This is a genomic window from Nitrosophilus sp. (assembly GCF_982775275.1).
On sequence record NZ_CEXZHP010000021.1, the window covers coordinates 1 to 14,562 of the forward strand.

Below are 14,562 nucleotides of genomic sequence, written 5' to 3' on the forward strand. Positions count from 1 at the left end.
CGGTGCAACCAACGTGCTTAGAGTGGTAAAAGAAAAAGACCCAAAACTAGCAAAAAAACTTGCAATCGCAACAATTGTTTTAGATGCTTTAAAAGGGGTTGTTGTTATTTTATTGGCAAAAGCGATAGGTGTATCTGTAGCGACTCAGTGGGCAATTGCCGTGTTAGCCGTTTTAGGACACTGCTTTAGTCCTTTTTTAAAATTTGAAGGTGGAAAGGGTGTTGCAACTGGAGTGGGAGTGCTTTTGATAATGTTACCTATAGAGACACTTTTAGCGATAATTGCTTGGGCCATCTGTGCAAAGATTACAAAAATATCATCTTTATCCTCACTTGTTGGATTATCGGTTTTAATAGTTTCAAGTTTTATCATTCATCCTGAAATTCCACATATTAAATCCCATGCTCCCATACTCCTTATAGCAGCAATTGTTGTATATAAACATATTCCAAATCTAATAAGATTAATAAAAGGCGAAGAAAAAGCTGCAGTATGAAAATATTGATAGAGGATTTGGAATTTTACGCAATTATAGGAATTTTAGAAAAAGAGCGGCTGTTGGAGCAAAAAATCATTATTAATTTATATATAGATTATGAATATAAAAATAGTTTTTTGGATTATGTAGATATTATTAAGTTTGTAAAAAAACATATGCAAACTAAAAAATTTAAATTGTTAGAAGAGGCTCTAATATCAATTAGCGAAAATTTAAAAAAAAGATATCCTCAAATTAAAAAAATAAAACTTATGATAAAAAAACCGCAAATTCTAAACAACTGCTCCGTAGGCTTACAATATACTAAAAAATGGTAATATAAAATCTAATATCTTATAAAACATTAAAAAAAGTTGAAATTTTCTTTAAATTTTTCTAAAATTGTGATATAATCTCGCTTAAAATTAATCTAAGCAAAAGGGGTAAGATGAGAATCTTAATCGTTGAAGACGAAGTAACGCTAAATAAAACGTTGGCGGAAGGTTTAAAAGAGTTTGGTTATCAAAGCGACGTAGCCGAAAACCTAAAAGACGCCTTATATTATCTGGATATCAGAAATTACGATCTAATTTTAGCCGACTGGATGCTACCAGATGGAAGCGGTCTTGATCTTGTAACTCAAGTTAAACAGACAAGCCCAAAAACGGTAGTTATAGTTTTATCTGCAAGAGACGATAAAGAGAGTGAGATAGAAGCACTAAGAGCGGGGGCTGATGATTATATAAGAAAACCGTTTGATTTTGATGTTTTAGTTGCAAGAATTGAAGCTAGACTTAGATTTGGCGGAAGCAATATTATAGAGATTGAAGAGCTTATTATAAATCCAGAAGAGGAAAAAATAACATATAAAGATAAAGAGATAGAGTTAAAAGGTAAACCTTTTGAGGTTCTAACTCACCTTGCAAGACATAAAGATCAAATCGTATCTAAAGAGCAACTCCTTGATGCTATTTGGGAAGAACCAGAACTTGTTACTCCAAACGTTATAGAAGTTGCTATAAATCAAATTAGACAAAAACTTGATAAACCCCTTGGTATTACGACTATAGAAACCGTAAGAAGAAGAGGCTATAGGTTTTGCTTTCCAAGAGGAGCATAAGAGGTAAATTTATATGGCAATTGGTGCTAGCTTCGGCTGCACTTATTGCTATTTTTTCAACTTTTTTATATAGCTACATTAAACACTCACTATATCAAGAGCTTGAAGAAGGGCTAATAAGACAGGCAAAATATATCATAACCACTATCCCAGACCAGCATGCTGGCACTAGAATAGATAGTTTTTATTTAAAAAACACTTTAGATATAAACGTAGATATAATTCCAAAACCTCCTAACATAAACTCCGTTTATTTTACGGTTGTAAAAAGAGGCAGAGATTATTTTGCATATTTGTATTATCCCTACAATTTTCAAGAGCAAACTTTTTTAAAAATAGAAAAAAACATCTCTTCAATAACTCATCTTTTGCATAAAATCTATAGAATTATACTTTTTGCAAATATTTTAGGATTTGCGTTAATTATAATTTACGCATTTATTTTATCAAAGATGTTAACGACCTATATTACCAACTTCACGAAAAAACTTGCCGATATGAACGAAAATATGTTAAAGCCCATTAAGCTTGAAAATCTTCCAGTAGAGTTTTGGCCGTTGGGGAAAAGTATAAATATGCTTATCAATAGAATTCAAACATTTGTAAAATATCAAAAAGAGCTTTTTATCGGCGTAGCTCACGAGCTAAAAACGCCTCTTGCCGTTATGAAACTAAAAAACGAGGTTACGCTTATAAAACCAAGATCAGTCCAAGAATATATAGATACCATCAAATTAAATATAAAGACAATCAATGAAATGAATAAAATGATAGAAAATGTTTTAAAAATCGGAAGACAAGAGGGAGACCACTTTGAACCTCCGGTGCAAATGGATGTTATAGCCTATTTAAAAGAGAAAGCAAACAATTATAAACTTTTAGCCGAGCAGGAACAAAAAGAGTTGATAATAGATCTAAAACCTCAAAAATATAAAACCACTATTCAACCCACATTAGTTAACCATATCTTACAAAATTTCATTCAAAACGCAATAAAGTTTACCCCAAAAGGGGGGAAAATTATATTAAAAAGCGAGCCGATAGAAGATGGCTTAAAAATTGAAGTTATAGATGAGGGTCCTGGAATTGATGAAAAGATGGATCTATTTGCTCCTTTTAAAAGAAGCAAAGAAAAAGGAGGAGTAGGCCTTGGACTCTTTTTGGCCAAAAGTGCGGCTGATGCTATGGGTGCTACAATAGAAATAAAAAATAGAAAAGATAAAAAAGGGGCTATTGCCACATTAATCATTCCTTCAACTCTAGCGTGTCCTATCTGTTAAATATTCTTAAATTTTTAAAATTAATTTTTAATTAAGTATTTTTGGGATATAAATTGCGATATTTAAAATTTTTAGCGAGGGGGAAAGATGTCTTTAATGATAACCGAAGAGTGTATAGCTTGTGATGCGTGTAGAGAAGAGTGCCCAACTGAAGCTATCGAAGAGGGAGATCCTATATACGTAATAGATCCCGATAGATGCACAGAGTGTGTTGGATTTTATGATGAACCAGCATGCATCGCCGTATGTCCCGTAGAGTGTATCGTTCCAGATCCCGACAATGTTGAGACAATCGCCGAGCTTAAATTGAAATATGAGCAGATAGTTAAAGAAGAAGAGGATTAATGGCTAAAAGAACCGCCGTTATAGATATTGGTTCAAATTCGGCCAGAATGATCATAATAGAAAGAACTAGCAGATTTGGTTTTTATCTCTTACAAGAGGTAAAAAGTAAAGTAAGAATTAGTGAAGGAGCCTATGAAAACGGCGGTCTCCTTCAATCTTACGCCATGGATAGAGCCTTTTGGGCTTTGAGTGAATTTTTAAATATAGCAAAATCTTTTAAAGTAAGAAAAATCTTATGCGTAGCGACCTCTGCGTTAAGAGATGCTCCAAACAGATCAATCTTTTTAAACAGAGTAAAAAAAGAGTTAAAATTAAATATTAAAATTATTGACGGAAATAAAGAGGCTTTTTTCGGAGGTGTGGCTGTTTTAAACCTTCTTCCCGTAAATAATGGCGTTACCGTTGATATAGGGGGAGGATCTACCGAACTTGCTCTTATAAAAGAGTCAAAAGTAGTCGATACCATATCTCTTGATTTGGGAACTGTCAGATTAAAAGAGCTCTTTTTTGATAAAGGACAAAGCATCAAAGAAGCCATAGCCTTTATCAAAAAAGAGTTAAAAAAAATACCCAACAGCTTTACAGATAAAACAGCTATAGGGATAGGGGGAAGCATTAGAGCTCTATCTAGCTCTATTATGCGAAAAAATGATTATCCTTTAGATAAACTTCACGGATTTGAATATTTTTTGGATGATGAGAAAAAATATATAGAAAAACTAATCTCCTCTTCAACACATAAACTCAAAAAATTTTATATAAAAAAAGAGAGATTTGATACGATCAGAGAAGGAGCTTTGATATTTTTAGAGGTTTTAAAATATATAAAAGCTACCCATATAATAACAAGCGGAGTTGGAGTAAGAGAGGGGGTTTTTTTATACGATTTATTGAGAAATTCAAACTATAAATTCCCTAATAACTTCAATCCGAGCGTAAAAAGTCTATTGGATAGATTTTGTATAAACGAAAAAAGCGGCAAATGTTTTTATAAAAACTCTTCAAAAATATATGAAGCACTCTATTATTTTTTTGATAAAGAAAAAAAATATAAAGACCATTTATTAATCGCGTCAAAACTTTCAAATATTGGAATAAAAATAGATTTTTATGAACATCACAAACATAGTTCGTATATTATTTTAAACGATTTGGAGTATAAACTAAATCATAAAGATATTATATTAATATCAACTCTAGTTAGATTTCATAAAAAAAAGCTTCCCTCAAATAGCTTTTTAAAAGTTTATAAAAAACTTCTACCGCCTTTTGAGATAATAAATTGGTTAAGCTTTATATTAACTTTGGCTGAGGTTCTAAACAAAGATTTTAGCTGCCCAAAATTTGAAGTAAGTTTTGAAAATAGTGTTTTATATATAAAATCCCAAAGCCCTCTTTACTTAGCAAAAGAGGAGATAAAATCGTTAGAAAAACCGGCCCCTTTTGCTATCAAAATAGTTAATTAAATATAACACTCAACTACTCAACTATTACTAAAACTTCGTTCCCATGCTAAATTCAAAACTTGATGTTCTATCACCTGGTTTATCATCAAGAGGGGTTGCAAAAATAAGCTGAATCGGCCCCATAGGAGATAGCCACTCTATCGCCGCACCGGCTCCGCTTCTTTTTATCTCAGAAAAACTATCCTCGCCTATCATTCCATAATCGATAAAAAATGCAAGTCTCATTCTCGCAGCCTCTATCAAAGGAATGCTAGCTTCCAAGCTGTTTGAAAACATATTTTTACCGCCTATTAACCTGCCTTCGCTATCTTTAGGAGAAAGAGATCCGGATGAATATCCTCTAACGGTTCTAATACCTCCCATATAAAATTTTTCGTTTACCGGAAGATATCCTTGATCGGAAATAAAACCTAACCTTGCTTTATATCTTAAAATCAAATCATAATCAATCCAATCTTCCAATCCTAAAAAATAGGCAAATTTAGTATAACTTTTTATATACTCCTCATCACCTCCGATACCGGCATACTCTAAAGACGTAGCTGCGGCTATACCGGATCTTGGCATATAATAATCATCCGTATTATCCCAAGATAGAGCCGGAGTAATTGAGCTTTTTATAAATTTTCCTTCTACAAAATAGATGCTATCAAAAGTTACGTCACTTAATTCACTCTGTTCATACTGATATGTAACCGATCCTCTCAAATATCTCATCAACTGTTTACCAACACTTACAGATCCACCCTTTCTTTTTTGAGTATAATCATAAGATTCGTAGGTTGTATTATATAAATTAACCCCAAGACTATAATCGCTATCAAATATTCTTGGGTTATAAACTCCTAAATTAAATCTTAACGATTTAGATGAATAATCGATAGAAAAACTCGCATCTATCCCGCTACCAAAAATATTTTTGTCGGAAATACTTGCATTTAATATTACTCCTTCGTATGAGCCGTATCCTCCTCCGATCATAATATTTCCGGTAGGCATCTCTTTTACTTTTACAAGTAGATCTATCTGATTTTCGCTAACGCGTCTTTCTTCGATAGTTACATCTTCAAAAAAACCTGTCCTTTTTAAAGCGTTTTTTGAATCTTTGAGATCGGTCAAACTATAAAGATCTCCCGGAGCTAAAAAGACTTCTCTTCTAATAACCCTATCAAGCGTTCTTTGATTGCCAGATATTATAACGTCTCTTATATAGACTTTTTCCCCGGGAATAACCGTATATTCGATAGTTGCGGTATGTTTTTTCTCATCCTTTTTAAAATCTGGCACAACTCTCACATATGCGTATCCCAAATCGGCGATTTTTTCTTTTATTTTTTGCATATCTCTTCTTAGCTTTTCAACATTAAATATTTTTCCTTTTTTAAGTTTCATATCTTCATAAAGTTTATTGATATCGATAACGGGCTCTGTTAAAAAAACTTTTACATCCTCTACGATATAAGGCTCTCCCTCTTTTATATGATATAAAAGCTTTGCGTTATAGGTATTGAAATCTACTCTTAAAAAAGGATTGCTTACCTTCACATCCAAATATCCTGCCCTCATATATAGATCTTTTATTCTTGCGCTATCAAACTCTAACTGATTCATATTTACTTTTCCGCTATCAAATCCCCACATCCATCCAAGAAAATCTCTCTCTTTATTTGCTAAAACATCTTCGATATCATCTTTATCAAATCTTTTTATTCCACAAATATCCAGTTTTCTTATAATAATATTTTCACCCTTGTTTACTACAAAATCAACTTCAACACTCCCGTTTGGCAACGTAGTGGTATCAACCTCTACGACAGTATCGTAATATCCTTCTTCTTTGGCCTTTTGAATAATTTTATTTTTTGCTTTTTCAATCTTTTCTTCATCATAAATATCGCCTTTTTTAAGGCCGGTTATTTTTGGTAGCTCCTCTTTTTTACTCTCAAGATATCCTATAATATCAACTTTTGAAATTAGAGGTTTTTCAACAAAATGAAATATCAAAACCCCATCTTCTTCACTTACCCATATATCTTTAAAATATCCAAGTTCATAAAACTTTTTTATGGCTCTATCTATCTTTTGTATATCAAGTTCGCTTCCAGGATAGATTTTTGCCATCTCCATTGCGGTATTTGGAGATAAGTGTATTAATCCTTCAAATTTTATCTCTTTTATCTTTTTCCCATACAACAAAACAGACAACAAAAAAAGCGTAAAAATTATCTTTTTCATTAAATTACCTTAAGATTTTTTTTTAGGTTTTAGTTTACCAATATTTTAATTAATCTTGATTAAAAGCAAAAGGGATATAATAACAATTATCAAACAATTTAGGATACTGCATGAAAGTGGCTATTGTTGGCTTAGGATTGATGGGCGGATCTTTGGCTTTGGATCTAAAAGAGTTAGATTTTATTGAAAAGGTCGTGGGCTACGATAAAAACCCAAACCATAAAAGCGAAGCGATAAAACTTGGCTTAGTAGATGAAATAGTAGAATTTGAAGAGATAAAAAATTATGATGTAATATTTTTGGCAATTCCCGTTGAAGGAATAATAGAGGCGTTAAAAAAGCTTGAAGATATAGACGAAGATAAAACCGTTATCGATCTTGGAAGTACAAAAGAAAAAATCGTAAAAAGCGTTCCTAAAAAAATAAGAAAAAATTTTGTAGCGGCTCACCCTATGACCGGAACGGAGAAATTTGGCCCAAAAGCAGCTTTTAAAGGACTTTATAAAGATAAAATAGTAGTTTTATGCAATATAGAAGATAGTGGTAAAAAACAGGTAGAAATTGCCGAAGAGATATTTATCAAAATCGGAATGCAAATCGTTTATATGGACGCAGCCGAACATGACAGGCATGCCGCGTTTATAAGCCATTTGCCCCATGCTATAAGTTACGCTTTGGCAAACGCGGTGCTTAAACAAGAAGATCCAAAAAGCATACTTATCTTAGCCGCGGGAGGCTTTAAAGATATGAGCCGTTTAGCAAAAAGCTCTCCAAATATGTGGAGCGATATTTTTAAACAGAATAAGAAAAATCTTTTAAACTCTATAGATGTTTTTAAAAAAGAGCTAAAATACGCACAAAGTCTTATTGAAGAGGAAAATTGGGAAGATTTAAAAGCGTGGATGCAAAAAGCCACCACGCTGCATAAAATATTATGATTTTTTTAGTTTTTGCAGATATTTTTTTATCTTTTTTTTGTCTATTTTTATCTTTTTATTTTCATAAATTTTTTCATATAACTCTTTAGCGAAATTGTATGCTGTTTTGTCCTCTGAAATATATGCCAAAAGCTCGTTTAGCAGCTCTTTTTCGCCGCTTTTTTTAATCAAAATCTTTCTGTTTTTAAAAAATCTATATAAAAAAAACGATATTGAAAATAAGACTATAGAGCTCAAAAATCCCAAAAGAAAAAACTCAAGCTTCTTTTTAAAATCAAACATATTAAATTTTTTATCAATTTTTTTATCAGTTTTTACCTCATAAACCTCTTTTTGACCGATAATATCTATCTTTATCGGTTTGCTTTTTAGAATCTTTATCTCTTTCTTTTTAGTATCGAAATATTTTATTTTTATAGGAGGAATCGTATAATCTTTATCAGAAATTATAGAAAACTTTTGAATAAAGGTAACTTTTAATTTTCCGTTTATAAATTCCTCTATCTTTTTTGGTTTATCTTTATAAATCGTAGTATCTTTTATATCTAGCTCTATCTCATCTAAATTTTCTATATTTCCTTCCCCATAGATTTTTATTGTCAAATTTACCGGTTTATTAGATAGCGTCTTATTTTTATCTACATTTACCTCCATCTTAAAATCTCCCACCAAATCTACATCTTCTGGAAGATCCTTAACTAATAACTCTATCGAATTAGATATAGCAGTTTTCCATTTTGGCACGGTTATAAATACACCATATAGATCTTTTGTTGTATCTGGAGTTGCTATTTTAATAACGGCGGGATCTATTTTTAATTTTCCACTTTTTTGGGGAAAAATTACATATTTTAACTCTTTGATTAGATAATCTTTAGAATCAACCAGATATTTTCTTGTTCCTTTATCATCAAATCTTTTTACCCAAAAATTTTCAAATTTTGGAGGATAAAACCTATAATCTACGATATCAAGTTTTTTACTTATTTTTAATTTTAAAGTAACTACCACCGGCTCTGACACATAGGCCTCTTTTTTATCTGTGAAAATCTCAAAAGAGATATCTTTATATTTTTTTTGATTTTTATTCACTACTATTTTAACTGGTTTAGTTTTTTCGATTTTTCCATCGATAGATATCTCAAAAGGATCTATTGTAATATTTTTATCTGGGGCAAAAGATAATGAAAGCTTTACAACTCTTTTTATATTTGAGCCCACAATATTCACAGATTCGCTTTTTGCTTTACTTATTATTTTATAACCTTTAATATCTGAAATTTTTGGAAATTTTATCTCTTTGCCTTGGGCTATTATGGTTAAAGTAACGCTTTGTCCCATATCTATTTTATTTTTATCTACAAAAATATCTACTTTTGCAAATAAAAAAACTGGCAAAAAAAACAAAATCAAACTACCAAGGTTTTTCAACTTTTATTCCTTTATGTTTTAGTGGTATTTTATATATTACGGTTTTAGGAGCTTTTTTCTCTATCTTTTTTATCCATTTTTTCTCTTCTTTATCTGAGATCGGAATATTTTTTATCTTTTTTGAGCTTTTTGTTTTTTTTGAACTCTTTTTGCTTTTTTTTCCTTTTTTACTTTTTTCTTTTTTGCTATCTTGCTGGCCACTTTTTCCTTGTTTGCCTTTTTTATCCTCTTTTTGATCTTTTTTCTTTTTATTGCCGCTTTTTTTGTTTTGACTCTTTTTTAACATCTTTTTTGCAAGCTCAAGATTATATTTGGTATCTGGGTCGTATTTGATTTTTAAAGCCTTTTCGTAAAACTCGATAGCTTTTTTATAATCTTTTAACATAAAATATGAATTTCCCAAATTGTGAAGTTTATATGTTTCTAACTCTTTATTTGGAGTTTGAACAAGATTATAATATTTTATAGCCTCTTTATATTTTTTTGCTTTATAATAAGCGTTTGCCAAATCATAAAAACTTTGCGCACTCTTTTTGGATTTTGCTACCTTTTCAAAATAGTTTATAGCTTTTTTATAATCTTTTTTTTCATAATACTCTTTTGCCTTTTTAATATCTTTAAAGTCCAATATAAAAGCTTTTAAGCTATTTGTGCTAAAAACCAAAACAGAGATTAAAAATATCTTCTTAAAATCGCTTTTTGATGGGATCGAAAAAAATACAATAGATAACAAAAAAAGAGCTACTCCCATAAAATAGGGCGCAAGTTCTATCTGATCAACAATTTTTTCTTTTTTTTGGCTTTTTTTAAAATTTAATAAAGAGACTATTTTTTCAATATCTTCATTGGATATTTTTGCCCTAACAAACTCCCCTTTACTCTCTTTTGCCAAATATTGAATATTTTCGTTTAATTTTGTTATAACGATATTTTGGTTTTTATCTTTTAAAAACCCACCATCAATCTCAATAGGAGCTCCCTTTTGACTTCCTACCCCTAAAACAAAAATTTTGATTTTATTTTTTTTAGCAAACTCTATCTCTTTTGAAAAGTCCTTTTGATCTCCACCGTCGGTTATAATTAAAAGATTTTTATCCTCTTTTTTTTCAAAAAGAGAGTTAGATACCTCAAGTGCAGCTAAAAAGTTTGTCCCTTGCAAAGTTATATACGAAATATCCAGATTTTTTAACAAAAATTTTAAAGTATCAAAATCCGATGTTAAAGGAGAGACTATAAAAGCCTCTTTTGCAAAAGCAACTACTCCTATCTCAGCTTCTTTTATTTCATTTAAAAGATTTAAAATTTTTTGTTTTGAAAATATTAATCTATTTGGATATATATCTTTTGCTAGCATAGATTTTGAAATATCTAACGCTATTACCAAAGACCCTTTCTTTGTAGTAACCTCCACTACCCCCTTTTGAATAACCGGTCTACTTATTGCAAAAATCATTAAAAAAAGTGCAAAAAAAAGTAAAAAAATCTTTAAATTCTTCTCAAGCCCCATATTAATCTTTAATCTATTTAAAATATCCTTTTCAAAAATTCTCTCAATCTCGCTTTTATTGGTTATTATTAGATATAAAAGCACTAAAGATGGAATTAGCATAAAATAGATATATTCAAAATTTAATATCTTCATCTAAACTCCGCGTCTTCCGTAAAAGTATATATAAAAAAGCAAAAACATTATTGATAAAAAGAGCGTATATATAAAAAGATGCTCTTTTTTTACAAATTTTTCTCCTCTTATTTTTGATTTTTCTAATTTGTTAATCTTTTCATATACCTTTTTTAGATCCTTAAAATCTTTTGCAAAGAAAAACTCCCCTTTGCTCTCTTTGGCAATCTTTTTTAAAAGAGGAATATTTATATCCTCTTTTGAACCAATACCTATTGCGTATATTTTAATATTATATTTTTTTGCCATCTTCAAAAGAATCTCCAAAGGAACCTCACTTGCGGTATCTACGCCATCAGTTAATAGTATCAAAATTTTAGATTTTGCTTCTCCTTTTTTTAAAAGTTTGATAGCTTCAAGTGCCCCTTCTATTAGAGCCGTTTTTTGTCCGGCTATACCGATATTTAAATAATCTATTATTTTTTTTAAAGCCTCTTTATTAAATGTCAAAGGAGAAGCGACATAAGCGTAAGATCCAAATACTACCAAAGAAATATTATCATTTACCCTTTTAGAGATAAAATCTTTAACCAAAATCTTAACCAAATCAAATTTACTCTTATCAAGATGTTCCTCATCAAATCCTCTCTCTTTCATCGATCCGCTAGCATCTATAGCCAGAGCTATATCTATGCCGTAATTTTTTATTATTTTGCTTTTATCTACCCTAACGGGCATAGCGATAGAAACAATTAATAAAAAAAAGGAGCTAAACTTTAAAAAATCCAATAAAAATCTTTTTTTGCCAGAACTCTTTTTTAAAAGATGCAGGTGAGGAAAAATTATCGCACTCTCTTTTGCCCTGCATTTTATAAAACATATAATAGATAGAGGTATTAAAAAAAGCACCCAAGGATATAAAAACTCAAAACTATTCATGTAAAGTCTTTATAAATAGTTTAAAATATCTCTTTGTTTCTTCATCCATAGCAGAAACTCTTTTTTTATATTTATATTTTTGAACTCTTTTTAAAAGCTCTTCAAAAATTTTGTAACTTCTATCGTCATTTACCACTTCTCTTCCATATTTTGTTATCAAATAAGCTGCTTTTTTTGAATCTTTTAGATCTATTTTTTTTAACTTTTCTATCAAAATCTCTCTTTTTGAAACCTTTTTGGATGTAAAAATTTTAAATATTTTATATATCAAAATCACCATAGCAACACTAATTATAGATATAGTTATAAGATATGCATAAAAACTAAAATCCGGTATTTCAACTAAAGGTTTTATATCTTTTAATTTATCCATTATCTTTTACCAAAAAGTTTTACAAGCTTTATAAAAGGTTCTTCATCTGTGTATATTTTTATAAATTTGATTCTATTTTTTTTAAAATGTTCATACATTTTATGATCTTCTTTTTTTATCTCTTTAATATATGATTTTTTAGTATAAAAATCTAGATCAACAACTAAAGAGTTTTTTGTTTGAGGATCTATAAAATTTACAAAACCTATCTCTTTTGGATCCTCTTCAAATCTATCTCTTATAACAATAGCTATCACTTCATGCTTTTTTGAAAGTAGTTTTAGATCAAAATCTCCAAAAAAATCGCCAATAATAAATATAATAGATTTTCTTTTTATTTTATAAAGTGTTTGTGTTAGAAGTTTGAAATTTTCATTTTTCCCTAAAGGATTAAAATTATATACCTCTTGGATAGCTTTTTTTACTCCATTTAAATGCTTTGTTGGTTTTGATATAAAATATAATCTATCTGCAAATATAAAAGATGAAAAACTATCTTGATTTTTAATGGCTGAATATCCTATTATCGCCCCTACATGCGCGGCAAGCTCGCTTTTTAAAATGGAAGTTCCAAAATACATATTGCCATTTAACATAAAAGCAACAACAATATTTAATTCTCTCTCCTCTTTATAAAGCTTAATATACGGTTTTTGAAGTTTTGCGCTTATTAACCAATCTATCTTTTTAACATCATCTCCATATTGATACTCTCTTAACTCTACAAAATCAAACCCCTCTCCCTTAAATATTGAAGGATTATTACCGGGTATTTCGCTAAAAACCTGTCTTTTTGTTTTTATTAAAATCTTTTTTAGCTTTTTATCCAACTTTTGCCTTTATATTTAATTAATGGTGATTAGGAATTGGGAATTGGGAATTAGGAATTGGGAATTAGGAATTGAGCCCTCTTAACATCTTGACTCTTACCTCCTTATCACCTTACCACCTTACCACCTTCTCCCCTTCTCCCTTCAACCTTCACTCAATCACTCAACTACTCAACCATTTTAACCAATTTAGACATTAGACATTGGACATTGGTAAATAGGAATTTGGAATTGGGAATTGGGAATTGGTAATTGGTAATTTGTAATTGAGCCCTCTCTCCTCATTTTGACTCTTACCACCTAACCTCCTTACCACCTTATCTCCTTACCCCCTTACCACCTAACTCTCTTCTCCCTTCAGCCTTCAGCCTTTCACCTAACCACTCAACTATTTTAGCTAACCGCAAATCTACCTCGCTTCGCTCACTACGATTTGCTTCAAGGTTCACCAGCGACTCCTATGCTCGCCACTAAAATCCTAAGGTTTAGGGCTCGCATATAGTCGTAGCTTTCGCAAGCGCACGGAAGTAAAGCAGTTTACTTTCTAAAGCTTCGCTTTGCGCTTGCTCACTCAACTATTTTAACCATTTTAACCAAACATTACGGTATAGGAACTTTCTCTAAAATTTTCTCAATTATAAAATCGCTTGTAATCTCTTCAGCCTCAGCTTCGTAGCTTAGTATTATCCTATGTCTTAAGATATCTTTTGCGATATATGCTATATCCAAAGGAGAAACATAATCTTTTCTTTTAAGATAAGCTACCGCTTTGCTTGCTTTATACATATCTATGCTTGCCCTTGGACTTGCACCAAACTCTATATAATTTACCAAATCTTCCATACCGTAATTTTGAGGTTTTCTTGTTGCAAATATAAGATCTACTATATACTCTTCTATCTCTTTATCCATATGTATATCTTTTATCTCTTTTTTTAATTCATCCAAATCCTCTTTCGTAGCAACTTTTCTAATCTCTCCAAAAGCGTTATTTGCGACTCTTCTTGCAATTTCTAACTCCTCTTCTTTTGTGTTATAACCTACTACTATCTTTAACATAAATCTATCAAGTTGCGCTTCTGGAAGATTATATGCTCCCTCACTCTCTACAGGATTTTGCGTAGCCATTACTAAAAAAGGCTTGTCTATAAAAAAACTTTTTTCACCGATAGTAACCTGCCTTTCTTGCATAACCTCTAAAAGTGCCGACTGAACTTTTGCCGGAGCTCTATTGATCTCATCCGCTAGAAGCAGATTGGTAAATACAGGTCCCTTTTTAATCTTAAATTCATTTTTAACAGGATCATAAATTTCTGTTCCTATAATATCGCTTGGCAAAAGATCGGGAGTAAATTGCACCCTTTTAAAATCAAGCCCCAAAGTTTTTGAAAGTGCATTAATAGTAGTGGTCTTTGCAAGACCGGGCACGCCTTCAAGCAAAATATGCCCATCACATAAAAGACCAATTAATAAACCATCGATCATTTTTTCCTGACCGACAACTAT

At 30.8% G+C, this 14,562-nt stretch carries 14 protein-coding genes; 7 read left to right on the top strand and 7 right to left on the bottom strand.

Going from position 1 to position 14,562, the window contains the following annotated elements; all coding sequences use genetic code 11:
• The 6 genes from AC30RD_RS02165 to AC30RD_RS02190 form a co-directional block, all read left to right on the top strand.
• On the top strand, nt 1-496 hold a 496-nt coding region (locus AC30RD_RS02165), incomplete at its 5' end, for a glycerol-3-phosphate acyltransferase (RefSeq protein ID WP_489492531.1).
• Nucleotides 493-816 carry a dihydroneopterin aldolase gene (locus tag AC30RD_RS02170; protein WP_489492532.1) on the top strand — a complete coding sequence of 108 codons (324 nt, stop codon included), beginning with the start codon at nt 493-495 and terminating at the stop codon, nt 814-816. The genes AC30RD_RS02165 and AC30RD_RS02170, both read left to right, overlap by 4 nt.
• 110 nt (nt 817-926) lie before the next feature.
• On the top strand, nt 927-1,598 hold the full coding sequence (gene hsrA, locus AC30RD_RS02175; RefSeq protein ID WP_489492533.1) for a homeostatic response regulator transcription factor HsrA: 672 nt from the start codon (nt 927-929) through the stop codon (nt 1,596-1,598).
• A gap of 23 nt (nt 1,599-1,621) precedes the next feature.
• Nucleotides 1,622-2,878 (top strand): sensor histidine kinase, encoded by a 1,257-nt coding sequence (locus AC30RD_RS02180; RefSeq protein WP_489492534.1) that lies wholly within the window; start codon nt 1,622-1,624, stop codon nt 2,876-2,878.
• Nucleotides 2,879-2,965: 87 nt separating this feature from the next.
• Nucleotides 2,966-3,223, top strand: coding sequence for a YfhL family 4Fe-4S dicluster ferredoxin (locus tag AC30RD_RS02185; RefSeq protein WP_489492535.1), 258 nt, complete (start codon nt 2,966-2,968; stop codon nt 3,221-3,223).
• Nucleotides 3,223-4,689 carry a Ppx/GppA phosphatase family protein gene (locus tag AC30RD_RS02190; RefSeq protein WP_489492536.1) on the top strand — a complete coding sequence of 489 codons (1,467 nt, stop codon included), beginning with the start codon at nt 3,223-3,225 and terminating at the stop codon, nt 4,687-4,689. The genes AC30RD_RS02185 and AC30RD_RS02190 overlap by 1 nt, the downstream gene beginning before the upstream one ends.
• Nucleotides 4,690-4,716: 27 nt before the next feature.
• Here AC30RD_RS02190 and bamA read toward each other — a convergent pair whose 3' ends face one another.
• Nucleotides 4,717-6,924, bottom strand: coding sequence for an outer membrane protein assembly factor BamA (gene bamA, locus AC30RD_RS02195; protein ID WP_489492537.1), 2,208 nt, complete (start codon nt 6,922-6,924; stop codon nt 4,717-4,719).
• Between the two features lie 110 nt (nt 6,925-7,034).
• On the opposite strand from bamA, the gene AC30RD_RS02200 reads away from it, so the two are divergent.
• A complete protein-coding gene (locus AC30RD_RS02200) occupies nt 7,035-7,862 on the top strand; it encodes a prephenate dehydrogenase (protein WP_489492538.1) in 828 nt (275 codons plus the stop codon).
• Here the strand turns inward: AC30RD_RS02200 and AC30RD_RS02205 are convergent.
• The 6 genes from AC30RD_RS02205 to AC30RD_RS02230 all read right to left on the bottom strand — a co-directional run.
• Nucleotides 7,857-9,293, bottom strand: a complete 1,437-nt coding sequence (locus tag AC30RD_RS02205; protein ID WP_489492539.1) for a BatD family protein — start codon at nt 9,291-9,293, stop codon at nt 7,857-7,859. The genes AC30RD_RS02200 and AC30RD_RS02205 overlap by 6 nt on opposite strands.
• On the bottom strand, nt 9,277-10,935 hold the full coding sequence (locus tag AC30RD_RS02210; protein WP_489492540.1) for a vWA domain-containing protein: 1,659 nt from the start codon (nt 10,933-10,935) through the stop codon (nt 9,277-9,279). The genes AC30RD_RS02205 and AC30RD_RS02210 overlap by 17 nt, the downstream gene beginning before the upstream one ends.
• Nucleotides 10,936-11,853, bottom strand: a complete 918-nt coding sequence (locus AC30RD_RS02215) for a vWA domain-containing protein (RefSeq protein WP_489492541.1) — start codon at nt 11,851-11,853, stop codon at nt 10,936-10,938.
• Nucleotides 11,846-12,226, bottom strand: a complete 381-nt coding sequence (locus tag AC30RD_RS02220; protein ID WP_489492543.1) for a hypothetical protein — start codon at nt 12,224-12,226, stop codon at nt 11,846-11,848. Before AC30RD_RS02220 ends, AC30RD_RS02215 begins: the two co-directional genes overlap by 8 nt.
• Nucleotides 12,226-13,056, bottom strand: a complete 831-nt coding sequence (locus tag AC30RD_RS02225; protein WP_489492544.1) for a DUF58 domain-containing protein — start codon at nt 13,054-13,056, stop codon at nt 12,226-12,228. The genes AC30RD_RS02220 and AC30RD_RS02225 overlap by 1 nt, the downstream gene beginning before the upstream one ends.
• A 600-nt stretch (nt 13,057-13,656) precedes the next feature.
• Nucleotides 13,657-14,562 (bottom strand): AAA family ATPase (locus tag AC30RD_RS02230; protein WP_489492545.1); only part of this gene is annotated, 906 nt, incomplete at its 5' end.

Excerpts from the sequence above, each read along its gene's own strand:
- AC30RD_RS02200 (WP_489492538.1), top strand. The coding sequence starts at position 7,035 with ATGAAAGTGGCTATTGTTGGCTTAGGATTGATGGGCGGATCTTTGGCT.
- AC30RD_RS02190 (WP_489492536.1), top strand. The coding sequence starts at position 3,223 with ATGGCTAAAAGAACCGCCGTTATAGATATTGGTTCAAATTCGGCCAGA.
- hsrA (WP_489492533.1), top strand. The coding sequence starts at position 927 with ATGAGAATCTTAATCGTTGAAGACGAAGTAACGCTAAATAAAACGTTG.
- AC30RD_RS02170 (WP_489492532.1), top strand. The coding sequence starts at position 493 with ATGAAAATATTGATAGAGGATTTGGAATTTTACGCAATTATAGGAATT.
- bamA (WP_489492537.1), bottom strand. The coding sequence starts at position 6,924 with ATGAAAAAGATAATTTTTACGCTTTTTTTGTTGTCTGTTTTGTTGTAT.
- AC30RD_RS02185 (WP_489492535.1), top strand. The coding sequence starts at position 2,966 with ATGTCTTTAATGATAACCGAAGAGTGTATAGCTTGTGATGCGTGTAGA.
- AC30RD_RS02210 (WP_489492540.1), bottom strand. The coding sequence starts at position 10,935 with ATGAAGATATTAAATTTTGAATATATCTATTTTATGCTAATTCCATCT.
- AC30RD_RS02220 (WP_489492543.1), bottom strand. The coding sequence starts at position 12,226 with ATGGATAAATTAAAAGATATAAAACCTTTAGTTGAAATACCGGATTTT.
- AC30RD_RS02215 (WP_489492541.1), bottom strand. The coding sequence starts at position 11,853 with ATGAATAGTTTTGAGTTTTTATATCCTTGGGTGCTTTTTTTAATACCT.